Genomic DNA, 25,472 nt, shown 5'->3' with positions numbered 1-25,472 from the left:
ATGACCGATAGCCAACAAAAAGGCACGATTTGGACGAAAATCCATATCGATTTCCCCTTCCTGATCGGCATCCTGGCATTGCTGGGTTACAGCCTGTTCGTCATGTGGAGCGCCAGCGGGCAAGATGTGGGCATGATGGAGCGCAAAGCCGCGCAGATTGTGTTGGGATTGATTGTCATGATCGTCATGGCGCAGATTCCGCCACGAGTTTATGAAGGGTGGGCTCCCTATCTTTATGTGGTCTGCGTTATTCTGCTGATGATGGTCGACATCTTCGGGCAAATCAGTAAAGGCGCTCAGCGCTGGCTGGACCTGGGCTTTGTGCGTTTCCAACCGTCGGAAATCGCAAAAATTGCGGTTCCGCTGATGGTGGCCCGGTTTATCAACCGCGATATGTGTCCGCCTTCGCTCAAGAACACCGGCATCGCACTGGTGCTGATTTTCATGCCGACCCTGCTGGTTGCCGCACAGCCGGATCTCGGCACGTCCATCCTGATCGCCGCATCCGGGCTGTTTGTGCTCTTTCTGGCAGGTATGAGCTGGCGTCTGATTGGCGTCGCTTTTTTACTGTTGGCGGCATTTATCCCCATACTGTGGTTCTTCCTGATGCATGACTACCAGCGATCCCGCGTCATGATGTTACTCGATCCTGAAAGCGATCCGCTCGGCGCAGGCTATCATATAATTCAGTCGAAGATCGCGATTGGCTCCGGCGGTCTGTCCGGCAAAGGTTGGCTACACGGCACGCAATCCCAGTTGGAATTCTTGCCGGAACGGCATACTGACTTTATCTTTGCGATACTGGCGGAAGAACTGGGCTTGATCGGCGTATTGATTTTGCTCGCCATGTACCTGTTTGTCATTATGCGCGGACTGGTTATCGCCGCTAAAGCGCAGACCTCATTCGGCCGGGTTATGGTCGGCGGTCTGATGTTGATTTTGTTTGTTTACGTTTTCGTCAATATCGGGATGGTCAGCGGTATCCTGCCGGTTGTAGGCGTGCCCTTACCCCTGGTCAGTTACGGAGGATCGGCACTCATCGTTCTGATGGCGGGATTTGGTATCGTGATGTCGATACATACTCACCGCAAGATGCTATCCAAAAACTTATAAAACGAGGTGAGCAATGCGTAAGGACTGGTTTTGGATTAGCGCCGTGAGTGTGGTGCTCTCCGCTTGTACCGTTACGGAACAGCAACCGGCGCAACCCGTTGCAACCGCATACAGCGGCCCCGTAGAAGAGATTGGCGGCGTTGAACCCCGTTATGAACCCTATAATCAGGGCACCCTTCAGGACTACAGTCTCAAAGGCAAGACGTATAAGATCGTCAGAAACCCGCAAAACTTCAGCGAAACCGGCCTGGCTACCTGGTATGGCGAAGAAGCCAGCGGCAATCGGACGGCTATTGGCGAGGTGTTTGATCCAAATGCGTTAACTGCTGCGCATCCAACCCTGCCGCTACCCAGTTACGTCCGTGTCACCAACCTGAGCAACGGCCGCCGTCTGGTTGTCAGAGTCAACGATCGCGGCCCCTATACGCCGGGAAGAATCATTGACCTTTCCAAAGCTGCCGGTGATCGGTTGAATATCTCCAACAACACCAGGGTCAAGGTCGATTTTATCAACGTTGCGCCTGACGGTACACAGTCCGGCCCGGGAACGATGGGAACCAGCGTCGCCAAACAAAGTTTTGCACTCCCTGAACGACCCAGCTTCGGTGCCAGCGAACAAGGCACGCCAATGATGGAAAGTACGATGTCCCCAACGGCACGCCCCATCAGCAATAGCGTCGCGGCAACCCCGGCGAACAGGCCGATGCCGCAAAGCAGCACACCCTCAGATTCCGGTGGTCTACTGGGTGCCCCTTCCGCCGTGCCTGCCGGCGTTATCGAAACCACAACGACGTCTCCGTCCGAGTCCGGGGCGCCCGCAGTCGCCGCCACGTCGTCTGGTGCGCCGGGCGGCTATATCGTTCAGGTCGGCGCGCTCAGCGATCAACAACGCGCGCAAACCTGGCTGCGCAGCCTGAACGAACGTTTCAAGGTAACGGGGAAAGTGATGGCCCACGGCGGGCTTTACCGCATTCAACTGGGGCCATTTCAAAGTCGCCAGCAAGCGGCTGAACTTCAACAACGTTTGTCAACTGAAGCGCAGCAGCAATCATTTATCACTGCCGCACCCATTGCATTTTAGTAGGGCGCCGGTCATCAGATTGGCGACGGCACCCGGAATAAGGGGGAAAAAGGCATCGCCACCGTCGATAATCACGTGCGAAAGGGGGAATACCTTCCGCCCCTTTCGCAAAGTCGCATACCCTGTAACGTAATGTCTGGTGCCTGCCTATTTCTCATCTGCTATAGTGTGGCTCGTTTTTTAACTTATACCCACGGATGTTGTTGTTCCAATCATGAATACTGTAAACACGTCTCGTTTTACTAAACGTACCGCGCTTGGCGCTTTGCTCGCCATTAGTGCATCTTCTTTTGCTTATGCCGATGATTTCAATATGAAAACAATGATCCCCGGCGTTCCGCAAATTGATGCAGAATCATATATCCTGATTGATTACAACTCTGGAAAAGTGCTGGCGGAAATGAACGCCGACGCACGCCGCGAACCGGCCAGCCTGACCAAAATGATGACCAGTTATGTTATCGGTCAGGCGATAAAATCGGGGAAAATCACCCCGAACGACATCGTCACTATCGGTAAAGACGCCTGGGCAACCGGTAACCCGGTTTTCCAGGGCTCTTCACTGATGTTTTTAAAACCCGGCGATCGCGTTCCGGTTTCCCAGTTGAATCGCGGTATTATCCTGCAATCGGGTAACGACGCCTGCGTTGCCATGGCCGATTATGTTGCCGGCAGCCAGGACGCCTTCGTTAATTTGATGAATGGCTACGTGAACGCGCTTGGCCTGCAAAATACGCATTTTGAAACCGTACACGGCCTTGATGCGCCGGGCCAGTTCAGCTCTGCGCGCGATATGGCGTTGATCGGTCAGGCGCTCATCCGGGATGTACCGGAAGAATACGCTACCTACAAAGAGAAAGAGTTCACCTTCAACAATATTCGCCAGACCAACCGCAATGGGCTGTTGTGGGATACCAGTCTGAACGTGGACGGGATAAAAACCGGCCACACTGCATCCGCAGGCTATAATCTGGTCGCCTCTGCAACCGAAGGCCAAATGCGGCTGATCTCAACCGTTATGGGCGGACGCACCTTCAAAGGCCGTGAAGCTGAAAGCAAGAAACTGCTGACCTGGGGCTTCCGTTTCTTTGAAACCGTCGAGCCGCTGAAAAACGGCAAAGAGTTCGCATCAGAACCCGTCTGGTTTGGTGACAGCGACCGTGTTGCGCTGGGCGTGGAAAAAGATGTTTATCTGACCATTCCGCGTGGCCGACTGAAAGATCTGAAAGCAAGCTACGTGCTGGACAATTCGGAACTGCATGCGCCGCTCACCCAAAATCAGGTCGTTGGTTCAATCAATTTCCAACTGGATGGCAAAACCATCGACCAGCGTCCCCTAGTCGTCATGAACGAAGTGAAGGAAGGCGGCATTTTCAACCGTATAATTGACTACATCAAACTGATGTTCCATCACTGGTTCGGTTAATCCCGCTTGCAAGGGGACAAATTATCCCCAATATATATTGTTGTCACTCACGCCCGCACTTAGCGGGCGTGAGTGACAATTTATATGATCGTAATACACTCTGGAGCGTAGATGAAAACCAAATTAGACGAACTGCTTGAGTTTCCGTGCCCTTTCACCTACAAGGTGATGGGATTGGCAAAGCCGGAGCTGGTCGATCAGGTGGTTGAAGTGGTGCAGCGTCATGCGCCCGGCGACTACATGCCACAGGTCAAGCCCAGCAGCAAAGAGAACTACCATTCTGTTTCCATCACCATTACGGCAACGCATATTGAGCAGGTGGAAATGCTGTATGAAGAACTCGGCAACATTGAAATTGTGCGGATGGTGCTGTGATCCGTTTCCATCCTTCGCCCTCTCTGCGCTAACCTTGCGGGAAAACGTGCTTAGTGCGTTTCCCGCCGTTATAATCTCCCCCATTCTTTCCTTAACCTGAAGATGACACACTTGCTACAGGATAAGATCATCGTACGCCAATTCGACGTACAGCCATACCAACCCGTCTCGCTGGCGATGCATAAGTTCACCGATCTGCGCGACGACGACACGCTGGACGAAGTCTGGCTGGTCCAACACGCGCCGGTATTCACTCAAGGGCAAGCGGGAAAAGCGGAACACGTTCTCACCCCCGGAGACATTCCCGTCGTACAAAGCGACAGAGGCGGACAGGTGACCTATCATGGTCCAGGCCAGCAGATTATGTATGTTCTGATTGATCTGAAGCGGCGCAAGTTGGGCGTACGCCAACTGGTGACAGTGATAGAAAATACAGTCGTCGATACGCTGGGCCATTTTCACATTGATGCATACGCCCGCGCCGACGCGCCAGGGGTGTATGTTGATGAACGCAAAATCTGCTCGCTGGGGCTGCGTATCCGCAGAGGGTGCTCTTTTCATGGACTGGCGCTGAACGTCGCAATGGACCTGTCGCCATTTCTGCGTATCAACCCCTGTGGCTATGCCGGTATGCAAATGACCCAGATCAGCGAACTGGCCCCCGGCGTAACGCTTGACGATACCGCGCCGGTTCTTGTGAAAATGTTCCTGCAACGGCTGAATTACGCTGAGCACGAACTTATTCACTGGAATATGGCAACCCAGGGCGAGCCGCAGCCCGCAGTGAGCAATTGAAGACTGAGAGTCCGTTGTCATGATTTTACGGCTAGCAATGGTTCGGATGTGCCTGACGGTTAATCACATTTTTTTTACATAATTCCTTTTTTGCCTGCTCAAAGGCTGATTGTGGTCAAGCAAGATGCTATAATTTTTAGAGTTTTTTAAAAATTTTTTAACGAACATATAATCCTTTGAGTTTAAATAAAAAATTCGAAGAAACGATTCAGAACTGGAACTTACGCAAACATGAGTAAACCGATTCAGATCGAGCGCGGCATAAAATACCGCGATGCCGACAAAATGGCGCTAATCCCGGTGCGTACTGTTGTGACCGAGCGACAGGAAATTTTGCGCAAACCTGAATGGATGAAGATTAAACTTCCCGCTGATTCAAGCCGTATTCAGGGCATCAAAGCCGCAATGCGTAAAAATGGGCTGCACTCGGTTTGCGAAGAGGCGTCCTGCCCCAATCTGGCTGAATGTTTTAACCACGGCACGGCGACGTTCATGATTCTGGGCGCTATTTGTACGCGCCGCTGCCCGTTTTGTGACGTCGCCCACGGTCGCCCCGTCGCCCCCGACGCCAACGAGCCGGAAAAACTGGCGCAGACCATTCATGATATGGGATTGCGCTACGTGGTTATTACATCGGTTGACCGCGATGACCTGCGTGACGGCGGCGCCCAGCACTTTGCCGATTGCATCGGCGCAATCCGCCGCAAGAACCCCAGCATTCGTATCGAAACGCTGGTGCCAGATTTCCGCGGCCGTATGGATCGTGCACTGGATATTCTGACCGCCACGCCGCCAGATGTGTTTAACCACAATCTGGAAAACGTACCGCGTATTTACCGTCAGGTGCGCCCCGGCGCAAACTACGAGTGGTCTTTAAAACTGTTGGAAAATTTCAAGAACGCGCATCCGACGATTCCAACCAAATCCGGTTTAATGGTGGGTCTGGGTGAAACCAACGCCGAGATTGTTGACGTCATGCGTGACCTGCGTCGTCACGGCGTGACCATGCTGACGTTGGGCCAATATCTACAACCCAGCCGTCACCATTTACCAGTAAAGCGCTATGTCAGCCCTGAAGAGTTCGACGAAATGAAAGCTGAAGCCATGGCAATGGGCTTTACCCATGCAGCCTGTGGTCCGTTTGTTCGCTCTTCTTACCATGCCGACCTACAGGCAAAAGGAATTGAGGTGAAATAAACCGCCTGTAATAAAATCGTTCGTCAGGCGCTTATATTTAGTTACATATTTCATATGGGTACTGGCAAACGGACGGCGATGCCGTCCGTTTGATTTTGTTCCGCCAGATTAAGATTCTTTATGAGAAGTCTCGTTCGACGTCTCCGTATCGTCAGCAACCCTACTGTCTAACGGCCGATCGTCATTCATCGCTTTCTTGAACCCCTTAATAGCAGCGCCCAGATCGCCCCCCAGACTGCGCAACTTACTTGTGCCGAACAGCAAAACGATCAATGCGCCAATGACTAATAGCTTGGCAATACTGATACCTTCCATATTCTACCTACCTGATTACAAATGCCGGAGAAACCCAGCGGACGGGTAATGTTTTTCTATGTAAAACCTTCCAATTCGCAACACAATCGCCATCTGTAACAAATTAAGACGCTCTTTCCGCCTCTTTCAAACCGACTTACAACCGTAAGGTGGGTGAAACTACAAAAACGCCCCAAGAGCGCGTAAGCTTTCTTTGCCAAACGGAGATGAAATTCCTCCATCACCGCCTTCGGCTGACGATGTCTACGTATTATTCCCCGAAGAGGAATGTAGCATTCTGCACGACGCTCTCCGGGCTCATCTTTAATCGTTGAAAAAATACAGGTGCCTATGTTCAGTACTCTGCTCGTTGTATTTCTTGGTGGCGGACTTGGAAGCGTCGCCCGCTGGCAATTGGGGATAAAATTCAATGGCGTATACCCTGCGCTGCCTTTCGGCACACTGTTAGCCAATCTGATTGGGGCTTTCGTTATCGGCGGGGCCCTGGCTTATTTTTTGCGTCATCCCGGCCTCGACCCGCATTGGAAGACACTCATTACCACGGGGCTATGTGGAGGCTTAACTACCTTCTCAACTTTTTCAGCGGAAGTGGTGATGTTTTTGCAAAGCGGCCATCTGGCGGCGGCAGGCCTGCATGTATTGCTGAATCTGGCCGGGTCACTCTTAATGACCGCGCTAGCCTTTACTCTGGTCACCTGGATAGCAACCCAGTAACGCGTAATCGCTGGGTAATTTCAGGACAGAAACGCCGGATGCAATGTTTACTTAACGCCGCTGAGGGCGGACGAAACGCGGGAGACAGGGATTGAGATTGAGGATGGCCGCCATAAAAAAAACCCGCCTGAAGGCGGGTTTTTCTAGAAATCGGAGTAATTAAATAGGCATAACGTTAGCAGCTGATGGACCTTTCGCACCGTTGGTGATTTCGAACTCTACACGCTGCCCTTCGGCCAGCGTTTTGAAACCATTGCTCTGAATAGCAGAGAAATGTACGAAAACGTCTTTGCTACCATCTTCAGGAGTAATGAAACCGAACCCTTTGGACTCATTAAACCACTTAACGCTACCTTTAATCTTAGACATCAAACTTACCTTTACATGAATGAAAGACACAAAATCTGTGTCAGGTACAGTACAGCAATAGATCGCCTATTTGTCCAGTTGAAGATGGATAAAAAGTGATAAAAATTACTAAAAATGGTGCTGAGGGGGAGGCTGATGAATTTACCAATGCAATTGATAACAATTTTAATTATCATGTATAGTATTAATCACCTTCAAAAACATACTTACTACGCACTTTTCGACCCTTTTAACTTTTTCCCCTTCAATTTTGGAATATATAACAACATGTCAAACACACGCTCTGCATCACTCCGCCAAAGATTACGCCTGCTGACTCTGGCATCATCGCTCTTCGCGGCATACGTCCTTCCCGCTTCCGCAGCGGAGTCGCTAACCCTCTATACCACACGAGAGCCGGGGTTAATTCAGCCACTCCTTGAAGCATTCACTAAAGATACCGGTGTGAAAGTTGATACGGTTTTCATCAAAGACGGAATGTTAGAGAGAGTAAAAGCGGAAGGTCAGAACTCCCCAGCCGACCTCCTGATGACCGTTGACGCGGGTAATCTTATCGATCTGGTGGAAGCAGGCGTCACCCAGCCCGTACAATCCTCCACCTTGAACGAGGTGATCCCGGCCAATCTCAGGGATAAAGATAATCAGTGGTTTAGTCTTTCCATGCGTGCCAGAGTACTTTACGCAGAAAAAGCATTACCGCTGACCAGCTTTACTTATGAAGACCTTGCCGACCCCAAATGGAAAGGGAAAGTCTGTTTGCGCGCCGGTCAACACCCCTATAACACCGCCCTTATCGCCGCCATGATTGCTCATCATGGTGAAGCGCAAACCGAAACCTGGTTACGCGGCGTCAAAACCAATCTTGCCAGAAAAGCCACCGGCGGCGATCGTGATGTCGCACGCGATATTCTCGGTGGTATCTGTGACATCGGACTGGCGAACTCCTACTATGTGGGCCACATGAAAAATGCCAAAGAAGGAAGCGATGCCCGTAAATGGGGTGACGCCATTAAAGTCATCAAACCCGAATTTGCCGATGGCGGAACACATGTCAATATCAGCGGCGCATCTGTGGCACGTTACGCGCCTCATAAAGATCAGGCCGTAAAACTGTTGGAATACCTGGTTTCCGCTCCCGCACAGCAGTTGTACGCGAAGGCTAATTATGAATATCCCGTCCGCAAAGGCGTAACGCTTGATCCCATCATTGGCGACACCATTGGCGAGCTGAATGTTGATAAGATCCCACTAACCGAAATTGTTAAATACCGTAATCAGGCCAGCAAGTTGGTAGATAAAGTTGGATTCGATCAATAAAGCAAGCTTTTCAGATACGCGCGGCATATTCAGACGGCCGCGCGTCCTGTTTTCTCCACTCCGAATAGCGGCCATCGTTATTGCTCTGGGTGTCCTCATCCCACTGATTTCACTACTTTGGTTGGCAGCGGGCGCTGGATTGGGTCATTGGGAACACCTGATGAGCTATGTTCTACCCGATGCCACGTTTAATACCGTGATGCTGCTCAGCGGCGTTGCGGTAATGGTGATTGCCATCGGTACTGGCTGCGCCTGGCTTGTCACCGCCTTTCACTTTCCCGGCAGACAATTGCTCAGTTGGGCATTACTGCTACCGCTGGCGATGCCGACTTACATTGTGGCGTTTGCCTGGCTTGACCTGCTTCATCCAATCGGCCCCATCCAAGAGGTGATTCGCTATCTGCTCGGTTACACCAGCCCGCGTGAATTCCGGCTGCCGGACTTACGTTCAATGGGTGGCGCCATATTGCTGCTAGGTTTAGTACTCTATCCCTACGTCTACCTGACGATGCGCGCCATGTTTATCAGTCAGCCCGCTCATCTCCTGGAGGCGGCGCGTACGCTGGGTATGGGAGCGACCGGCGCTTTCTTCCATGTCGCGCTTCCCATGGCCAGGCCGGCACTCGCCGTTGGCGTTAGCCTGGCGCTGCTGGAAACGCTCAATGATATCGGTGCGTCGGAGTTTCTTGGCGTGAATACGCTGACGGTTACGGTCTACACCACCTGGGTCACCCGTTCCGATTTGCCCGCAGCGGCGCAGATTGCCTGTACCATGCTGACAGCCGTCATCATCCTGTTGACGCTGGAATATTACGGCAGAAAACATCAGCGTTATGGGGCCAGCAGGCACATGAGAGGCATCACGCCCGTCATGTTAAAAGGCGGTCGGGCATGGCTGGTTAGCAGCATCACCGCATTACCGGTTCTGCTTGGCTTTGCCGCACCCGCGCTTTTTTTAGCCTGGGAAAGCGCGAAAAGGCTGAATGAGGGCGTCATGCCATCGGCCGGTTTAATCCAGTCATTACAAAACTCTCTCATGTTGGCGGTTGGCGTCACCCTGGTCGTGGTAATCATCAGTATGATTATTGCCTGGTATGCCCGCCATTCAGCCGTGACAAACCGGGCATTTGAACTTCGCCGAACGATACTGAGAATTTCATCGCTGGGCTACGCCGTCCCCGGTACGGTACTGGCCATTGGCTTATTAACACCGGCCATGTCCGCGGACAAATTTCTTGCCGGGCTATTCGGCTATCAGGGGCTCCCGCTGCTCTCTGCCGGTATTGTTCTGGTTGTCTGTTGTTCAATCCGTTTTCTGGCTATCGCAATTGGCGCGCTGGATGCGGGACTAAGCCGCATTCCTCCGGTGATGGAGCAGGCGTCGCGGTTGCTCGGCGAAAGCGAACTGATGACATTCCGCCGCGTACACCTGCCGCTGCTGCGCCCGGCGCTGGCCACCAGCACACTTCTGGTTTTTGCTGACGCGATGAAAGAGCTGCCTGCCACGCTACTGCTGCGACCGGTAAATTTTGAAACGCTCGCCACCGTATTGTATGCGGAGGCCGCCAGAGGCACCTACGAAGAAGGCGCCATCGCCGCCCTATTAATTGTCATGGCAGGGACGTTACCCGTCGTCATGCTGGCACGCAGTCAACTAAAAACATCAACATAAGGAAGACAAAACTTGTCTGACGCCACCCTGCTTCTGAACAACGTGTATGTAGCTTATGGACAGCCCCCCCACTGTCATCATGTTCTCAACGGATTTTCCATGAAGATAGCCGCGGGCGAACTGGCATGTCTGCTAGGCGCTTCCGGCTGCGGTAAAACGACGGTATTGCGCACCATTGCCGGCTTCGAGCATTTATCGCAAGGCGGCATTCATGTCGGCGGAAACTGCGTAGCCGGGCCGGGCATTCATCTGCCCCCCGAGAAAAGAAAAGTGGGGATGGTTTTTCAAGATTATGCTTTATTCCCTCATCTCACCGCCGCACAGAACATCGCCTTCGGCCTGCGAAAACTGCCGAAAGATGTTCAGCAAACACGGGTCCGGGCGATGCTCGACCTGATAGAGCTGAACAAACTGGCGCAGCGCTACCCACATGAGCTATCGGGAGGACAACAACAGCGCATCGCGTTGGCCAGGGCGATGGCGCCGGAACCTGCCGTGCTGCTCATGGATGAGCCGTTGTCCAGCCTCGACCCCGACAACCGCAAACGTCTAGGGCAAGAGGTGCGCGATATTTTGCATGCGGCAGGCCAAACCGCGCTGCTGGTTACACACAGCGAGCAGGAAGCCGAGATGATGGCCACACACATTGGTTATCTGAAAGAGGGCTATCTTCAGACACAGGAAAAGGTACACGGAGAATAATACGTCGCGAGCTGTTCCCCATTTCTACACTAAAACCGACCTAAAATGGACTTAAGCCACAAGTCAAAGTAGAAAAAAACTCAACATACTGATTTAAATATAAAAATAAAATAGCCTTATTTATTTACTCAAGTTTCCTCATTTTCTACAAAAATGAGGCGGTATCGATAATCAATACCGCCTTATTTCGTCAGCGTACTTGGTTCCTGGTTTGCAATGGCGGGCATAACATTTAATAATTATTTACGTAACATCGCTTCGATAAAATCTTTCCAATGACCCACTTCTACTTCTATCATGTGAACCTCTCAATAATTAACGGCGGCGCATTATACGCACACTTTTTGAGCAGGTAAAAGTCTTCTTAAAGTATAAAAAGCGTACAGTCGCTCATCCCTGCCATTTACTTCATTGTAGATCTCACCGTTTTTTTTCGGCATGCTGGGTTATCACGATGTCAGGCTCACCACCCCAAGCTGCGCCGCTCAACGACCATCATGTAATTGCAATAAACAGAAAGGACTTTAACCAATATGACGCTGACCATGTACGGCATCAAAAACTGCGACACGATAAAAAAAGCCCGCCGCTGGCTGGAAGAGCAACACATCGATTACCGCTTTCATGACTATCGAGCAGACGGACTGGACGCACAACACCTGCAACATTTTATTAATCTGATCGGCTGGCAGCCGCTTATCAACACGCGCGGAATAACATGGCGTAAACTGAGCGAGGAGCAGCGAAACCTCATCAATAGCCATACCGACCAGAGCGCCGCGGCAGCGAAAGCCCTGATGCTCGCACATCCCGCCGTGATCAAGCGCCCTTTGTTAGTGACAGAAAATGAGAAAACGCTGCTTGGTTTCAGTGCCGATAGCTATGAGAAATTTATTGCGGAGAACAAATAACGTGTCTTGTCCGGTCATCGAACTCGCTCAACAGTTGATTAAACGCCCTTCCCTCAGTCCAAATGATGAAGGCTGTCAGGCACTCATGATTGAACGTCTGCACGCCAACGGTTTCACCATCGAACCCATGAACTTCGGCGATACGCAGAATTTCTGGGCATGGCGCGGAACCGGGAAAACCCTCGCGTTTGCCGGACATACCGATGTGGTGCCCAGCGGTGACGAAAGCCGCTGGCAGTTCCCTCCTTTTGAACCCACCATCCGCGACGGCATGTTATATGGGCGCGGCGCGGCGGACATGAAAGGGTCGCTGGCCGCAATGGTGATTGCGGCTGAACGGTTTGTTGCCGCCAATCCCGAGCACCAGGGACGTTTAGCCTTTCTGATCACCTCGGATGAAGAAGCCAGTTGCGTTAATGGCACGGTCAAAGTGGTGGAGGCGCTGATGGCGCGTAACGAGCGGCTGGATTATTGTCTGGTCGGAGAACCTTCCAGCACCGCGGTGGTGGGTGACGTGGTAAAAAACGGCCGTCGTGGTTCCATCACCGCCAATTTGCAGGTTCAGGGCGTGCAGGGACATGTCGCCTACCCGCATCTGGCGGATAATCCGGTACACCGCGCCATACCCGCGCTGAATGAACTGGTCGCGACAGAGTGGGATCAGGGAAATGAATTCTTCCCGCCCACCAGCATGCAAATCGCCAACATTCAGGCAGGAACCGGCAGCAATAACGTCATTCCGGGGGAATTATCGGTACAGTTCAATTTCCGTTTCAGTACGGAACTGACGGATGAACGCATCAAACAACGCGTTGCCGAACTGTTTGATCGCCACCAGTTGAATTACACTATCGATTGGTATCTTTCCGGTCAGCCCTTTCTGACGCCCTGTGGCGAACTGATTGACGCTGTGGTTAACGCCGTTGAACATTACAATGAAGTGACACCCATGTTGCTGACCAACGGCGGCACATCCGACGGACGCTTCATCGCCTGCATGGGGGCGCAGGTGGTCGAACTCGGCCCGGTCAACGCCACCATCCACAAAGTGGACGAATGCGTCAGCGCGGCGGACTTACAGTTGTTAAGCCGAATGTATCAGCGCGTTATGGAGCAATTAATCGCATGATGACGCATGCCATGTTAACCGGTAAAAGCGACACGCATCTGACCACATTAAGTGGCCATCATCGTCTGCATCCTGAAACCATCCTCGCATTTCAGGCGATGCAGCGCGCCGCAGCCCAGCAGGGGTTTGCTTTGCAACCCGCCAGTACCTTTCGTGACTTTGAGCGCCAGCGCTTGATCTGGAATGGAAAATTCAGAGGGGAACGCCCGGTGCTGGGGAACGATGGCAAGCCACTAAACGTCCTGACGCTGAGCGAAGGCGAGCGCTGCCAGGCGATTTTACGCTGGTCTGCCATGCCTGGGGCCAGCCGGCACCACTGGGGCAGCGATCTGGATATTTATGATCCGACGTTATTGCCCGAAGGAGAAAAATTGCGGCTGGAACCCTGGGAATTCGAGGCCGGCGGTTACTTTGCGCCCCTCAATGCCTGGCTGAGTCAGCATATGCACGAGTACGGGTTTTATCGTCCCTATGCTCACGATCTCGGCGGCGTCGCGGCAGAACTCTGGCACATCAGCTACTATCCATTAGCGCAGTATGCGGAAGGGCAGCTTACGTCTGACATTATTCGTTCCGCCTGGCAAGGTGAGGATATCGCCGGTTCCGACTGGTTATGCGAACACCTGCCGTATCTGTTTACCCGCTTTATTCATAATGTTGATGGAGCTTAATCATGGCATGGCTGGCTGATTACTGGTGGATAATCCTGATTATCCTGATAGGTATGTTGATCAACGGTATTAAAGAACTGCGCAATGTTGATCACACTGGCTTTCTGCTCAACAAACCGAAACTCCCGCCTCATCGTGACAATAACGATAAATGGGATGACGAAGAGGATGACGGGCCGCAGAAAAAACCCTGAAATCGGAGTGCGGCGGCGGAATAACCGCTAATCCGCCCCATCCCCGCAGCGTCTTTCATTTCGCACCCAATTCCGCCAATGCCGGCAGGCAGGCAAATCGCTATCGCGCAACGCGGTGGCGGTTTCCTCGCGCCATTGCCGCAGCAGCGCCTTTTTCCCCGGCACTCGGAGCGTTGCTACGAACAGTTCCTTATCGAGTTGTTTTTCAACCAGCAGGCGCAATGCCGGCAACGCTAACCGGGAATGAGAAACCAATCGGCACAGCGCCGCATAACACGATTCCATCGGCCGGCTGGCAAAAGCGAACCCTGCCAGCGTGCGCCAGTCCTCTTCATCCAGCTCGGCGCCTTCATTCAGCGGCAATGGCAAATCCAGCGGAATAAGGCGACGCAGCCAGAACCAATCCCGCGCCAGTTGCTTCACGCCTTGTCCTGTCAATTGCCGCCCCGCCGCGCTTAATGGCAGTAGCGCCATCGCACTGTAACAGCCGCTGCTGGCCTCAAGATGGCTGCCAACGCGCACCAGTTGAAAACCACAGGCTTGCCAGAACGCCCACAGATCCGGCTGATAACCAAAACTCACCGACAGATAATCCAACGCCTGTGATTGCGCCGTCAGTTTCCCATGCCCGATCAGGGCCTGCCCGATACCCTGCCGCCGGTAAACGGCGGCGATTGCAATACGGCTGATACGCCGCGAGCGGAGCATCGGCGCAGTCCATTGCCCACCGTGGGCCGCCAGAGATTGCGCCACCAGATTGCCACGCGGACGGCGCCGTCCGGCCCATATCTCATGTGCCAGTTCGGGGGATACCCCCCCTTCGTCCACCATCCACAGAATGCCACTTATGTCACCCGATACGCCGGCGCTATAGACATGCATACCGGGCGCATCCAGCAGGCGGCGTAAATCGAGCGGCGAGGTACGATAATGCGCACTGCACAACAGCGCATAACATTGTTGCATCCGTTGCGGCTGACGCAGCCAGTCATCAGCCCTTTCCTCCCGGATCTCACGCGCCGGTAACGCCTTTTCCGTCAGCGCCAAAGGCATGTTAAACGATGGCGGTTCGGCAAACAGCAGCGCATGGTCCAGCACGCGCTCCAGCGGATCGTGATTAGCCCAGCGCAAGGGTTCATCCAGGGTAAATGCCTGCCACCGCGGCAACGCCGCACAAAACTTCAGCAAAAACCCGCGCCCGGTGCCTTCATATCCTTGCACCGTGGTCGTCATAAGGATGCGCGGAAAATATTTGAGCAGCGCGTTCAGAACGAAAGACGGGATCGCGGCGGCTTCATCAATCAACAGCCAGTCAATTTGCGGTAGCGGATTAAGGCGGCAATATTCAAGCAGCGCATCCGGCGCCCAGAACCGTGCGTCACTACGGGCGTAGCGTTGCAGCACATCCGTCGCGGAACGGGATGGCGCCGTTATCCAGCAAGGCCCGGCGCAGCGTTGCGTCAACATGCCCGCCAACGACGATTTTCCACGTCCGCGCGGCGCGGTGATCACATAGACGCCCCGCCGGGCAGCGCACAACTGGGCCAGAATATGTTGCTGCCGGGCGGTAGGTTCCCCGCTGGCGGGCCGCCAATGGGGACGTGAAGCCAGCGGTCTGATGACCAACTCTTGTCCCTGGCGCCAGATAGTCACCTCATCATCGGCAAGCAATTGCCGCTGGAAATGAACAACAAAGTGCGGCGTAGCGATCGGCTGTGGTTGTTCACTCCAGCGCAGGCTATCCTCATCGGGCAAATCCGGCCATTCCCGCCACGGCGGAACCAGCAACAGCAGATGGCTTCCTGCCTTTAGCGTCCCTGCCAGCATCGCCAGCGCCTCAACATCCAGTCCCCGTCGGGCGTCAAAGACCACATGACCGCGTTCACGCCCGAGTAGTGTTCTGACTTTACCGGCAGGTAATGCGGTCACGCCATCCGGCGCACGATCGCTGATCCACAACCACTCCTCCTGCGACAAGGCGCTGAGCGCCAAAGCCTGCCGCGCACTCCAGTCCGCTTCCCCGCTGATGGTCAGAAGACGGCGAACGCCATAGCATTGCTGCTGGTATTGACTGCGGATAAAATCACAGGACATACCGTTCACCGGGAAAATCAGGTTTTGCCAATCAGCAGGGAAAGCAGGCCGGCGGCAATCAACGGCCCGACGGGGATCCCACGGAACAGGGCGACGCCCATCACCGTGCCGACCAGCAGGCCCGCCACCACGGAGGGCTGATGGCTCATCAGGGAAACACCACGCCCGCCCAGCCACGACACCGCCACGCCGATCAAAATCGCCAGCAGCGATTTCCAGTGCAGAAACGATTGCATCACCTCGCTGGCGGTAATCTTTCCGCTGGCGATAGGGGCCATGACGCCAACAGTAAGAATGACGATGCCAATACTCAGGCCGTATTTCTCCACCCACGGGAAATAAAGATTCAGCGGCGTAATCCGCACGATCAGTAAAATCAGGATGGCCAGCGTAACCGTCATGTTATGGCTGATGACGCCAAGCCCGGCCAGCGCCAGTAAAATTAACAACGTTGGATCAAAATAGGCCATGAAAGGTCCTTGCCCATGAATCGGGGAAAAATCATTAACGGTGGCATACGCGCAAGCGGCGAATGTTAGCACCAGACAACATGACTCAAAAGTTACCGGCTGAGCGTTTTTCGGGCCGCATTGCGATGGAAACGTAAAGCGTGATCCCTCCTATGTTGAACAGAAGAGGTATCACCAAAAGCCATCCTCTGGGCACAATGGCGTCAGAAAAATGTCGGCATAATCTCGATCACGTTTAACTCATCATCCACCAGACCGATCTGGCGCCATTTATCAAACGTCAGGCAGGGATGAGAAGCGCCAAACGCGATAATATCGCCAACACGCAGACCATGTTCCGCCGGAATTCGCAAAAAAGCGTGCTGATCCATCATTGCCGTGATGTGGTAATCCGGCCCGAATACCACTGCAGCACGATCGCCCTCGCCTATGGGATAGTGACGCAGCGGTTCGGGATACCCGGCGTCAAAGGCGATATCTCGTTTACCCAGCGCGATAATGGCGCATCCCGCTTCCGGCAGAGATTGCACATGCGCCCACACTTCCATCGCTGGCTGCAATGCGCTATCCATCTCCGGGTGACGATGCAATACGCCGGCCTGCGCCACTTTATACAATCCATGATCGTGAACCAGATAACACCCCGGCCGCAACAACGGAACGAACTGCGTATTCGCCCGCAAACGCGCAAACTCGCTGGCAATCAGATCGTACCAGGCTGACCCAGACGCGGTGACATAGGGATGGCTGACGCCAAATTTTCCCTGCGCCTGTAGCGACACGGCGGTATCCACCAGATAGGCGGCAAAATCCCGGATCGCGCTTTCCGGTTGCTCGCCGTGGATCACCCCTTCGTAGCCTTCTATTCCCGTCAACACCAGCGCGGGTGATGCATCGATAACGTCCAGCACCGCCTGAATCTGTCGCCCGGTTCGACAACCGCAGCGACCATGCGGCACGCCAATTTCCAGCATCACGTTCAACTGTTGTCCCTGAGCGCCAAAATAATCCCCCAGCGCCCGCACGTTGTCCGGGTTTTCCACCAGACAATGAAACTCCAGCCCGCCCTGCTCCAGCAGCCCGGCGATAATCGCCATATTGGGTTCGCCGACCAACTGATTGGCCATTAAAATTCGCCGCACGCCGTGATCATAAGCTACTGAGCTTTGTACCGCCGTCGCCAGCGTAATCCCCCACGCCCCATGTGCTAACTGGCGCTGAAAAAGCGCCGGGGCCATGGTGGTTTTTCCGTGTGGCGCCAGTTGCGCCCGATGTTGGTTAGCATAATTCTGCATCCAGCGCAGATTATGATTCAGCGCCCGTTGATGCAGTACCAGCGCAGGCAGGCTAACCTGTTTCAGCAGGTTATCTCCAACGCGGGCCATGCCTTTATCAGCATAGGACATGCATGTACTCCAGATTATCTGCCTTGCCTGCCAGACTGCCGTTGCTCCATCACCACGCGGCGCCACGATACAAAACCTGGAAAAACAGTGTGTTGTATGTACCGGTATCGGCAAAGCTATCGAAAAAGCCTTTTTGAAACGACTGGCGAATTTCACACAAAAAGACGTGCGGTGACAAGGTTGCCCCCCTCCAGTAACGCAAAATCACCCGTGGGAATAAAATCGAAGGGAGTATCTCTGCATCACAGATTTATCCGGTACAGGGCGGGTCAAAGCGGTCAGTCTGTCAGACACATTGCAAATCTGACAGACCGTAACGAAAACGATTGCGCTGCTAGTCCAGTTTTACACCAATACGGCGCGCAACTTCTTCGTAAGCCTCAATCACCCCGCCGAGGCTCTGGCGGAAGCGATCTTTGTCCATTTTATTCAGCGTCGCTGTATCCCACAGGCGACTACCATCGGGAGAGAACTCATCGCCCAGCACCACTTCGCCCTTAAACAAACCGAACTCCAGTTTGAAATCGACCAGAATCAGGCCTGCGTCGCCAAACAGTTTGCTCAGCACGTCATTCGCCTTATAACTCAATTCTTTCATGCGAGCCAGATTCTCTTCATTCACCCAGCCGAATGTCTTGCAGTAAGACTCGTTCACCATGGGATCGTGCATGGCGTCGTTTTTCAGGAACAGGTCAAACAGCGGCGGACTCAGTTCAATACCTTCTTCGATACCCAGACGTTTTACCAGCGACCCGGCGGCACGGTTACGCACCACACACTCTACCGGCACCATGTCCAGTTTTTTTACCAGCACTTCGGTATCGGAGAGCAGGCTCACCATCTGCGTCGGGATGCCGGCTTCTTCCAGTTTGCTCATGATGAAATGATTGAACTTGTTATTCACCATTCCTTTACGATCAAACTGCTCAATGCGAGCACCATCCCCTGCTGACGTATCATTGCGAAACTCCAGCACCAGCAGATCAGGATCTTCGGTGGCGTAGACAGTTTTCGCCTTCCCACGATACAACTCAGCTAGCTTTTGCATCTTTTATTACTCCACACAGTAAGGGCCAGCCACTGACGGCCCGAGAATTTAACGCCCGGATTGATTGATAATGAAGAAGGGCCGGAAATCCGACCCTTACAAGTTACTTAGTGAATGCCGCCTGGAACACGGCCACCAGCGCATCGTTCTGCGACTGACTCAGGGTACGTCCTTTGGAGTCAATAAACTGTAGACTGCTACGGTTACCCAAATCGCCGACCTGCAATTTATAATCGCCGTTGGGTAATTCAGGATCTTTCGCGCCTAAATTATCCCACGAACCGCTGCCCGGCGCTTTATAAGTGACGGACACCGATCCCTGAGGACGACTGCGATCGGTAACCTCCATGCCAATTTTGCTCAGGGCGGTGGGTAAACGCTCCCACACTGCGGAATAAGGACCGCGCACCACCAGCAATGGCAGGCCCGAATCATCCGCTCCGCTCTGCACATCCAGCGAACCCGCGTTACGGTTTGCCCGCGCGTTTTCACGGGCGGTTGCCTGATTGTCCAACTCTTCACTGATAGTATTCAGCATTAGCCCAACATAACGCTGGCGCTGGGATGGATCATTGACCGGATTATTTTGCTGCTGCAATGCCAGTAGTTTGACCATCACCGCGACCTGATAGCCTTGCGGCTGAACCGAGATCTGATAACGCCCCTGATACTGCTCATCCTCATCCTGGCGCTGCCACATGATCCAGTCCGTCGTCAGTGTCTGATCGGCGTCCTGACGACTGGCGATCGTGAAGCCTTTATCCTGCACGACGCGCACCACCTGAGGCCAAAGCTGGCTGTTCTGCGCACTGTTTTCTAATAACAGCGTTGCCGTGCCACCCGAAATCTGGGAACGGGAACCATTTAACAAAGCCAATGGTTGCAAGGGGGGACGAATGTCCAGCGCTTTGCCTACATCGCCATTCTGATTTGCCTGCGGTACGTCATAATCGCCGTTCTGTACCGGTAAAATAATACCGGCTGGCGCATTCAGCGCTTTTTGCGCCGGCGCCGTCAGATAAGACTCATCGCCACTCACCTGGCGCTTATAGCGCTGATCGCTGGAACACGCGGCCAACAGCATTACTAACGATATGCCAATTGCTTTTGCCGCCATCGACTTTTGTAATGAATAACTCATCAACTCTCCCTAACGGTTACAGCAAACCCGCTTGTTTCAGCGCGCGATCCAATACCGTCCGACCGGAGTCAGTCAGTGGCGTCATCGGCAGGCGAAGCGTGTCAGCCGCTATGAGTCCCAATTCCTTACAGGCCCATTTCACCGGGATAGGATTGGGTTCAACAAATAATTTTTGATGCAATGGCATCAGGCGCTGGTTCAAACGACGCGCTTCAACAAAATTGCCCTGCGCCGCCAGTTTGCAAAGCTCAGCCATTTCACGGGCCGCGATGTTGGCCGTGACGGAAATGACGCCTTTGCCCCCAAGTTGCATGAAGTCCAGACCGCTGGCGTCGTCGCCGCTCAACAGAATGAAGTCTTCACTAACCTGCTCTTGGATCTGGCTAACCCGGCTTAAGTTCCCCGTCGCTTCTTTAACAGCAACGATATTTTTAATTTCAGACAACCGCGCGATGGTTTCAGGCAGCATATCGCAGCCGGTACGGGAAGGGACGTTATACAGGATTTGCGGCAGGTCGGTATGCTCGGCGATCGCTTTGAAGTGCTGATACAAGCCTTCCTGAGTCGGCCGGTTGTAATAGGGCGTTACCGTCAGACACCCCACGACGCCCGTGCCGTGAAAGCGTTTGGTCAACGAAATTCCTTCCGCGGTGGCATTGGCGCCCGTGCCGGCAATAACCGGAATACGGCCGTCGCTCAGTTCCAGCGTGGCCATGACCACATCACCATGCTCATCATGGCTGAGCGTGGCGGACTCACCTGTCGTTCCGACGGAGACAATCGCTGATGTACCGCTAACGACATGATAATCAATCAGTTTTTTAAGGCTCGCACGATCGACGGCGCCTTTGGCGTCCATCGGTGTAACCAGCGCAACAATACTTCCCGTAAACATTGGCCATCCCCTTCACAAACAAGTGCCTCATGGTACTTTTGACCTCTATGCAAAAGCAAGCGCACAAGGACGCTGTAAACACCCGCCACACGGTTTTTTTGTGACGGCATGCTCTGCCCGTCACCTTTCAGGCCGCCGCACGCGGCGTTAAAAAACACGACGGCGTTTTTTATGACAGACGTTTAACCTACCTTCCCCGGACGATAAGAAGCGACGATCCGATCACATTCAGCGATTTTTTATGGCCGCCGCAAGCGGCGTTAAAAATTGCTCCCGGCTTTTTGATGGCGGGCTATCCCTGCCCGCCACCCTTCGGGCCGCCGCAAGCGGCGTTAAAAATTGCTCCCGGCTTTTTGATGGCGGGCTATCCCTGCCCGCCACCCTTCGGGCCGCCGCAAGCGGCGTTAAAAATTGCTCCCGGCTTTTTGATGGCGGGCTATCCCTGCCCGCCACCCTTCGGGCCGCCGCAAGCGGCGTTAAAAATTGCTCCCGGCAATTTTTTATGTTTACCATGTAATTTCAATGAAGAAAGACAGGAAGCATCATTTTGCCGAGCTCACAAGTGCACTATCTGGTTATTACTGCGCTGGGCGTCGATCGCCCCGGAATTGTTAACGCCATTACCCGCCACGTCAGCAGTTGCGGCTGTAATATAGAAGATAGTCGTCTTGCCATGCTGGGCAAAGAGTTCACGTTTATTATGCTGCTTTCTGGGAGTTGGAACGCGATTACGCTGATCGAGTCCACGCTGCCGTTGAAAGGGGCGGAAATGGATCTACTGATCGTCATGAAACGCACCGAATCTCAGGCAAGGCCGCCAGTGCCTTCCACCGTATGGGTGAAAGTGGATGTGGCCGACTCCCCCCATATTATTGAGCGTTTCACCGATCTGTTTGATTCCCACCGGATGAACATTGCCGAATTGGTTTCCAAAACGCAAAACGCCGAAGGCGAGAAGCCGGCGCAGTTGTATATTCAGATCACCGCGCACAGTCCTGCGATGCTGGATGGGGCAATTATTGAGCCAGCCTTCTATCAGCTATGTACAGAACTGCACGCACAAGGCAGTATTAGCGTCGTGAACTATCCACAGCATGAAGAGAAAGATGGAGAGTAGTGATGAATACACTGAAAGCCGGCGATATCGCACCGAAATTTAGCTTGCCCGACCAGGACGGCGAACAAGTAAATTTAACCGACTTCCAGGGACAGAAAGTGTTGGTGTATTTCTACCCTAAAGCCATGACGCCAGGCTGTACCGTGCAGGCATGCGGACTGCGTGACAACATGGACGACCTGAAAAAATATGGCGTTGAAGTCGTGGGTATCAGTACCGACAGGCCTGAAAAACTGTCTCTCTTCGCCGAGAAAGAGCTATTGAATTTCACGCTGTTATCTGATGAAAACCATGAAGTTTCAGAAGGATTCGGCGTGTGGGGTGAAAAGACGTTCATGGGGAAAACCTATGACGGTATTCACCGCATCAGCTTCCTGATTGACGAAAACGGTAAAGTGGAGAAGGTTTTTGACGATTTCAAAACCAGTAATCACCACGACATCGTTCTCGACTACCTGAGAACCGTCTGACGGACGTTTTCCGGCAATTTCCCCCGCGCGCTGTGTCAGTCAGAGCGCGGGTTGCCAGAATGCCGTTTGCTGCACACATTGTTTGCATCCGCCATGTTTTTCCCGTCCGAATATTTCTTTGTTTGCCGCTGCTGGCTAAGATGATTAGCGAAACGCTTTAATGTTGGCTGTTGATAAGGTTATTTTCCGTTATGACTAGCCGGTTAAGAAAAACGGTCGTTGCCGTCCTGCTGGGGACATTGCTGACCGGTTCACTGCTTCCCGTTCAGGCCGAAATTCAGGACAGGCTGCCTGATATCGGCACCACCGCCGGCGGCACGCTCAGCATCAATCAGGAACTGGCGATGGGCGATTTTTATGTCCGCCAGCTACGGGCCGGCGCGCCGCTGATTAACGATCCTTTGCTGTCCAATTACATCAATCAGTTGGGAAACCGGCTGGTAAAACAGGCGGATTCGGTGCGCACCCCTTTCCACTTTTTCCTGATTCGCAATGATGACATCAACGCCTTCGCCTTTTTTGGCGGCAACGTGGTGCTGCACTCGGCTCTGTTTCGCTACGCGGACAACGAAAGCGAACTGGCCTCGGTACTGGCGCATGAAATTTCGCACGTTACCCAGCGTCATCTGGCCCGAACCATGGAGTCGCAGCAGCGTAACGCGCCGCTGACCTGGGTGGGTGCGCTCGGCTCCATTCTCCTGGCGATGGCGAATCCTCAGTTGGGGATGGCGGCGTTGAGCGGGACGATGGCGGGCACCCAGCAGGGAATGATCACCTTTACTCAGGCTAATGAACAGGAAGCGGATCGCATCGGTATTCAGGTGCTGCAACGTGCCGGCTTCAATGCGCAAGCCATGCCCGACTTCATGCAAAAGCTGGCCGACCAGTCACGTTATGCCTCGAAACCGCCGGAGATTCTGCTTACCCACCCCTTGCCCGAAAGCCGTCTGGCCGATGCGCGTAACCGCGCCAATCAAATGCGCTCAACGCCGGTTCAATCATCGCAGGATTTTCTGTTGGCGAAAGTGCGTAGCTTTGGCATGTATGGCTCTATCGACAAACCGCTTAGCGACGACCTGCTGGATGCCTGGGCAAAAGGCAATACGCGTGAGCAGTTGGCCGCCCAATACGGGCAGGCGATCCGCTTTTATCAGGCAAAAAAATACGATGAGGCGCGCAATGTGTTGCAGCCTTTGCTGAACAAAGCGCCTGCTAGTCCGTGGTTTCTTGACTTGATGACCGACATTGATCTGGGGCAAAACCGCGCTGCACAGGCCATTAACCGGCTGCAAAACGCCTCAGGAGTACAAAACAACCCTGTGCTGCAACTCAACCTGGCGAACGCTTACGTTGAGGGAAAACAGCCAGCCGCCGCGAGCAGAATTCTCTATCGTTATACTTATGCGCATCCTGACGATCCCAACGGCTGGGATCTGCTGGCGCAAGCTTCCGCCGCACAGGGATTACGCGCGGAAGAATTATCGGCCAGAGCGGAAAGCATGGCGCTCAGCGGACAACTCGACCAATCCATACGCCTGCTCAGCAATGCCAGTTCACAGGTCAAACTCGGCAGTCTCGAACAGGCCCGCTACGATGCCCGTATCGACCAGTTGCGTCTGCTTCAGCAGCGTTTCCAACAGTACCAGAAATCCTGACGCCCGATAAACACTGAGGATAATTGACGGTGGCTCAACACGTAACGATTTACCACAACCCGCGCTGTTCCAAGAGCCGTGAAACGCTGGCGCTGCTACGTCAGCACGGCATTGAACCCGATGTGGTGCACTATCTGGATACGCCCCCCGATGCGGATACGCTGACCCGTTTAATTCAGCAACTCGGCCTGAGCAGCGCTCGTGACCTGATGCGCAAGAAAGACGCGCTTTACCCGCAGTTGAATCTTTCTGAACCATCACTGACAGAGGCGGAGCTGATTCAGGCGATGGCCGATAATCCGGGGCTAATCGAGCGTCCTGTGGTGGTGGTCGGGCAACAGGCCCGCATTGGGCGTCCGCCCGAGCAAGTATTGGAAATACTATAAAAAAACCGCCCGCGATTTTTAATATTGTGAAGCAACGGCCCAAAGGGTGGCGGGCAGGGATAGCCCGCCATAAAAAACTTTGGGCTACAGCCCGAGGATCTCTTTCACAAAAGGAATGGTCAGCTTGCGCTGGGCGGTGATGGAGGCATGATCGAGCTGATCCAGCGTCATAAACAGAGTACGCATTTCACGGTCCAGACGTTTAAGCAAAAAACGGCTGACATCTTCCGGCAGTTCAAAGCCACGGAGTTTCGCCCGCAGTTGCAACGCCTCGCCTTTCTCTTGATCGGACAGCGGTTGCAACTTGTAAATCTGCCCCCAGTCCAGGCGTGAAGAGAGGTCGGGAAGCCGCAGATTCAGTTGACGCGGAGGACGATCGCCGGAAATCAGCAACCGGGCATGGTCGGTTTCCTGAATGCGGTTATAGAGATTGAAGACGGCCATTTCCCAGGCTTCATCACCTGCAATGGATTCGATATTATCGATGCACACCAGCGCCAGTTGCTCCATGCCATCCAGCACTTCAGGCACGAAATAGGCGCGTTTATCCAACGGCACATAGCCAACCGCCCGACCATAACGGGATAAATCGGCACAGGCCGCATGAAGCAGATGACTACGGCCTCCCCCCTCCCGCGACCAGAAGTAAATATAACTGCCGTGCTCCTGACGCAGCGCATTGGTTATGGCGGCGAGAAGGGACGCGTTCTCTCCCGGATGGAAACTGGCGAATGTTTCATCATCCGGTAAATAAAGTGGCAATGAAAGCTGTGCCGGCGTGTTCAGAATTACCTCAAGCAAGACAGGCA

General features: G+C 53.5%; 29 protein-coding genes and 1 riboswitch. Of the genes, 19 read left to right on the top strand and 10 right to left on the bottom strand.

Features of this window, described 5'->3' with window-relative positions; genetic code table 11:
* The 6 genes from mrdB (at position 1) to lipA (ending at position 5,987) form a co-directional block, all read left to right on the top strand.
* The gene (gene mrdB / locus EH207_RS05280) at positions 1–1,113 is read left to right on the top strand and encodes a peptidoglycan glycosyltransferase MrdB (RefSeq protein WP_137713045.1); all 1,113 of its coding nucleotides are present in this window, start codon (positions 1–3) and stop codon (positions 1,111–1,113) included.
* Positions 1,114–1,126: 13 nt separating this feature from the next.
* Positions 1,127–2,194, top strand: coding sequence for an endolytic peptidoglycan transglycosylase RlpA (gene rlpA / locus EH207_RS05275; RefSeq protein ID WP_137713044.1), 1,068 nt, complete (start codon positions 1,127–1,129; stop codon positions 2,192–2,194).
* 214 nt (positions 2,195–2,408) lie between these two features.
* Positions 2,409–3,620: a D-alanyl-D-alanine carboxypeptidase DacA gene (gene dacA / locus EH207_RS05270; RefSeq protein WP_137713043.1), complete on the top strand. Its 1,212-nt coding sequence runs from the start codon at positions 2,409–2,411 to the stop codon at positions 3,618–3,620.
* A gap of 111 nt (positions 3,621–3,731) precedes the next feature.
* Complete coding sequence (gene ybeD / locus EH207_RS05265) at positions 3,732–3,995, top strand: DUF493 family protein YbeD (protein ID WP_137713042.1); 264 nt, start codon at positions 3,732–3,734, stop codon at positions 3,993–3,995.
* Between the two features lie 102 nt (positions 3,996–4,097).
* Positions 4,098–4,790, top strand: coding sequence for a lipoyl(octanoyl) transferase LipB (gene lipB, locus EH207_RS05260; RefSeq protein ID WP_175413643.1), 693 nt, complete (start codon positions 4,098–4,100; stop codon positions 4,788–4,790).
* A gap of 231 nt (positions 4,791–5,021) precedes the next feature.
* Positions 5,022–5,987, top strand: coding sequence for a lipoyl synthase (gene lipA / locus EH207_RS05255; protein ID WP_137713040.1), 966 nt, complete (start codon positions 5,022–5,024; stop codon positions 5,985–5,987).
* Positions 5,988–6,095: 108 nt separating this feature from the next.
* Here the strand turns inward: lipA and tatE are convergent, their stop codons facing one another.
* Positions 6,096–6,302: a twin-arginine translocase subunit TatE gene (gene tatE, locus EH207_RS05250; protein ID WP_137713039.1), complete on the bottom strand. Its 207-nt coding sequence runs from the start codon at positions 6,300–6,302 to the stop codon at positions 6,096–6,098.
* Between the two features lie 193 nt (positions 6,303–6,495).
* Positions 6,496–6,555: riboswitch (Fluoride riboswitch) on the top strand.
* A 77-nt stretch (positions 6,556–6,632) separates the two neighbouring features.
* On the opposite strand from tatE, the gene crcB reads away from it, so the two are divergent.
* Positions 6,633–7,016, top strand: a complete 384-nt coding sequence (gene crcB, locus EH207_RS05245) for a fluoride efflux transporter CrcB (protein WP_137713038.1) — start codon at positions 6,633–6,635, stop codon at positions 7,014–7,016.
* Between the two features lie 159 nt (positions 7,017–7,175).
* Here crcB and cspE read toward each other — a convergent pair whose 3' ends face one another.
* Positions 7,176–7,385, bottom strand: coding sequence for a transcription antiterminator/RNA stability regulator CspE (gene cspE / locus EH207_RS05240; protein ID WP_137713037.1), 210 nt, complete (start codon positions 7,383–7,385; stop codon positions 7,176–7,178).
* 267 nt (positions 7,386–7,652) lie between these two features.
* On the opposite strand from cspE, the gene EH207_RS05235 reads away from it, so the two are divergent.
* Genes EH207_RS05235 through EH207_RS05225 form a run of 3 tightly spaced genes read left to right on the top strand, consistent with a single transcriptional unit; the run spans position 7,653 to position 11,076 of the window.
* On the top strand, positions 7,653–8,702 hold the full coding sequence (locus EH207_RS05235; protein ID WP_137715273.1) for a Fe(3+) ABC transporter substrate-binding protein: 1,050 nt from the start codon (positions 7,653–7,655) through the stop codon (positions 8,700–8,702).
* Complete coding sequence (locus EH207_RS05230) at positions 8,686–10,374, top strand: ABC transporter permease (RefSeq protein WP_137713036.1); 1,689 nt, start codon at positions 8,686–8,688, stop codon at positions 10,372–10,374. Before EH207_RS05235 ends, EH207_RS05230 begins: the two co-directional genes overlap by 17 nt.
* Before the next feature lie 12 nt (positions 10,375–10,386).
* The gene (locus EH207_RS05225) at positions 10,387–11,076 is read left to right on the top strand and encodes an ABC transporter ATP-binding protein (protein WP_137713035.1); all 690 of its coding nucleotides are present in this window, start codon (positions 10,387–10,389) and stop codon (positions 11,074–11,076) included.
* A 239-nt stretch (positions 11,077–11,315) separates the two neighbouring features.
* Here EH207_RS05225 and ypfM read toward each other — a convergent pair whose 3' ends face one another.
* Positions 11,316–11,375: a protein YpfM gene (gene ypfM, locus EH207_RS18575; protein WP_137715272.1), complete on the bottom strand. Its 60-nt coding sequence runs from the start codon at positions 11,373–11,375 to the stop codon at positions 11,316–11,318.
* A gap of 234 nt (positions 11,376–11,609) precedes the next feature.
* On the opposite strand from ypfM, the gene EH207_RS05215 reads away from it, so the two are divergent.
* From EH207_RS05215 to EH207_RS05200, 4 genes are read left to right on the top strand one after another with little or no spacing between them, the layout of a single operon-like run.
* Positions 11,610–11,987: an ArsC family reductase gene (locus tag EH207_RS05215; RefSeq protein WP_137713034.1), complete on the top strand. Its 378-nt coding sequence runs from the start codon at positions 11,610–11,612 to the stop codon at positions 11,985–11,987.
* A 1-nt stretch (position 11,988) separates the two neighbouring features.
* The gene (gene dapE / locus EH207_RS05210) at positions 11,989–13,116 is read left to right on the top strand and encodes a succinyl-diaminopimelate desuccinylase (RefSeq protein WP_137713033.1); all 1,128 of its coding nucleotides are present in this window, start codon (positions 11,989–11,991) and stop codon (positions 13,114–13,116) included.
* The gene (locus EH207_RS05205; protein ID WP_137713032.1) at positions 13,113–13,787 is read left to right on the top strand and encodes a M15 family metallopeptidase; all 675 of its coding nucleotides are present in this window, start codon (positions 13,113–13,115) and stop codon (positions 13,785–13,787) included. The genes dapE and EH207_RS05205 overlap by 4 nt, the downstream gene beginning before the upstream one ends.
* Positions 13,788–13,789: 2 nt before the next feature.
* Positions 13,790–13,981 carry a YpfN family protein gene (locus tag EH207_RS05200; protein WP_137713031.1) on the top strand — a complete coding sequence of 64 codons (192 nt, stop codon included), beginning with the start codon at positions 13,790–13,792 and terminating at the stop codon, positions 13,979–13,981.
* Positions 13,982–14,008: 27 nt separating this feature from the next.
* Here EH207_RS05200 and EH207_RS05195 read toward each other — a convergent pair whose 3' ends face one another.
* From EH207_RS05195 to EH207_RS05185, 3 genes are all read right to left on the bottom strand, one after another.
* Positions 14,009–16,075, bottom strand: a complete 2,067-nt coding sequence (locus EH207_RS05195; protein ID WP_137713030.1) for a tRNA(Met) cytidine acetyltransferase TmcA — start codon at positions 16,073–16,075, stop codon at positions 14,009–14,011.
* Positions 16,076–16,092: 17 nt separating this feature from the next.
* Complete coding sequence (locus tag EH207_RS05190) at positions 16,093–16,545, bottom strand: DUF441 domain-containing protein (RefSeq protein WP_137713029.1); 453 nt, start codon at positions 16,543–16,545, stop codon at positions 16,093–16,095.
* Between the two features lie 203 nt (positions 16,546–16,748).
* Complete coding sequence (locus EH207_RS05185) at positions 16,749–17,951, bottom strand: amino acid deaminase (RefSeq protein WP_137713028.1); 1,203 nt, start codon at positions 17,949–17,951, stop codon at positions 16,749–16,751.
* On the opposite strand from EH207_RS05185, the gene EH207_RS18095 reads away from it, so the two are divergent.
* Positions 17,950–18,126, top strand: coding sequence for a hypothetical protein (locus EH207_RS18095; RefSeq protein ID WP_175413642.1), 177 nt, complete (start codon positions 17,950–17,952; stop codon positions 18,124–18,126). The two genes, EH207_RS05185 and EH207_RS18095, sit on opposite strands and share 2 nt — an antisense overlap.
* A gap of 159 nt (positions 18,127–18,285) precedes the next feature.
* Here EH207_RS18095 and purC read toward each other — a convergent pair whose 3' ends face one another.
* The 3 genes from purC to dapA form a co-directional block, all read right to left on the bottom strand.
* The gene (gene purC, locus EH207_RS05180) at positions 18,286–18,999 is read right to left on the bottom strand and encodes a phosphoribosylaminoimidazolesuccinocarboxamide synthase (protein ID WP_137713027.1); all 714 of its coding nucleotides are present in this window, start codon (positions 18,997–18,999) and stop codon (positions 18,286–18,288) included.
* Between the two features lie 103 nt (positions 19,000–19,102).
* Positions 19,103–20,140 (bottom strand): outer membrane protein assembly factor BamC, encoded by a 1,038-nt coding sequence (bamC, locus tag EH207_RS05175; protein ID WP_137713026.1) that lies wholly within the window; start codon positions 20,138–20,140, stop codon positions 19,103–19,105.
* 16 nt (positions 20,141–20,156) lie between these two features.
* Positions 20,157–21,035 carry a 4-hydroxy-tetrahydrodipicolinate synthase gene (gene dapA, locus EH207_RS05170; protein WP_137713025.1) on the bottom strand — a complete coding sequence of 293 codons (879 nt, stop codon included), beginning with the start codon at positions 21,033–21,035 and terminating at the stop codon, positions 20,157–20,159.
* Positions 21,036–21,579: 544 nt separating this feature from the next.
* On the opposite strand from dapA, the gene EH207_RS05165 reads away from it, so the two are divergent.
* From EH207_RS05165 to arsC, 4 genes are all read left to right on the top strand, one after another.
* On the top strand, positions 21,580–22,152 hold the full coding sequence (locus EH207_RS05165; protein ID WP_175413723.1) for a glycine cleavage system transcriptional repressor: 573 nt from the start codon (positions 21,580–21,582) through the stop codon (positions 22,150–22,152).
* Positions 22,153–22,154: 2 nt separating this feature from the next.
* Positions 22,155–22,622, top strand: a complete 468-nt coding sequence (bcp, locus tag EH207_RS05160; protein ID WP_137713023.1) for a thioredoxin-dependent thiol peroxidase — start codon at positions 22,155–22,157, stop codon at positions 22,620–22,622.
* A gap of 191 nt (positions 22,623–22,813) precedes the next feature.
* On the top strand, positions 22,814–24,277 hold the full coding sequence (gene bepA, locus EH207_RS05155) for a beta-barrel assembly-enhancing protease (protein ID WP_137713022.1): 1,464 nt from the start codon (positions 22,814–22,816) through the stop codon (positions 24,275–24,277).
* Between the two features lie 29 nt (positions 24,278–24,306).
* Positions 24,307–24,663, top strand: a complete 357-nt coding sequence (arsC, locus tag EH207_RS05150) for an arsenate reductase (glutaredoxin) (protein WP_137713021.1) — start codon at positions 24,307–24,309, stop codon at positions 24,661–24,663.
* Between the two features lie 84 nt (positions 24,664–24,747).
* Here arsC and hda read toward each other — a convergent pair whose 3' ends face one another.
* Positions 24,748–25,464 (bottom strand): DnaA inactivator Hda, encoded by a 717-nt coding sequence (gene hda / locus EH207_RS05145; protein ID WP_137713020.1) that lies wholly within the window; start codon positions 25,462–25,464, stop codon positions 24,748–24,750.
* Positions 25,465–25,472 lie beyond the last annotated feature (8 nt).

The organism is Brenneria rubrifaciens (assembly GCF_005484945.1).
GTDB lineage: Bacteria > Pseudomonadota > Gammaproteobacteria > Enterobacterales > Enterobacteriaceae > Brenneria > Brenneria rubrifaciens.
Note: the sequence above shows the minus strand (reverse complement) of the source record. Positions and strands in the feature narration are given on the sequence as shown.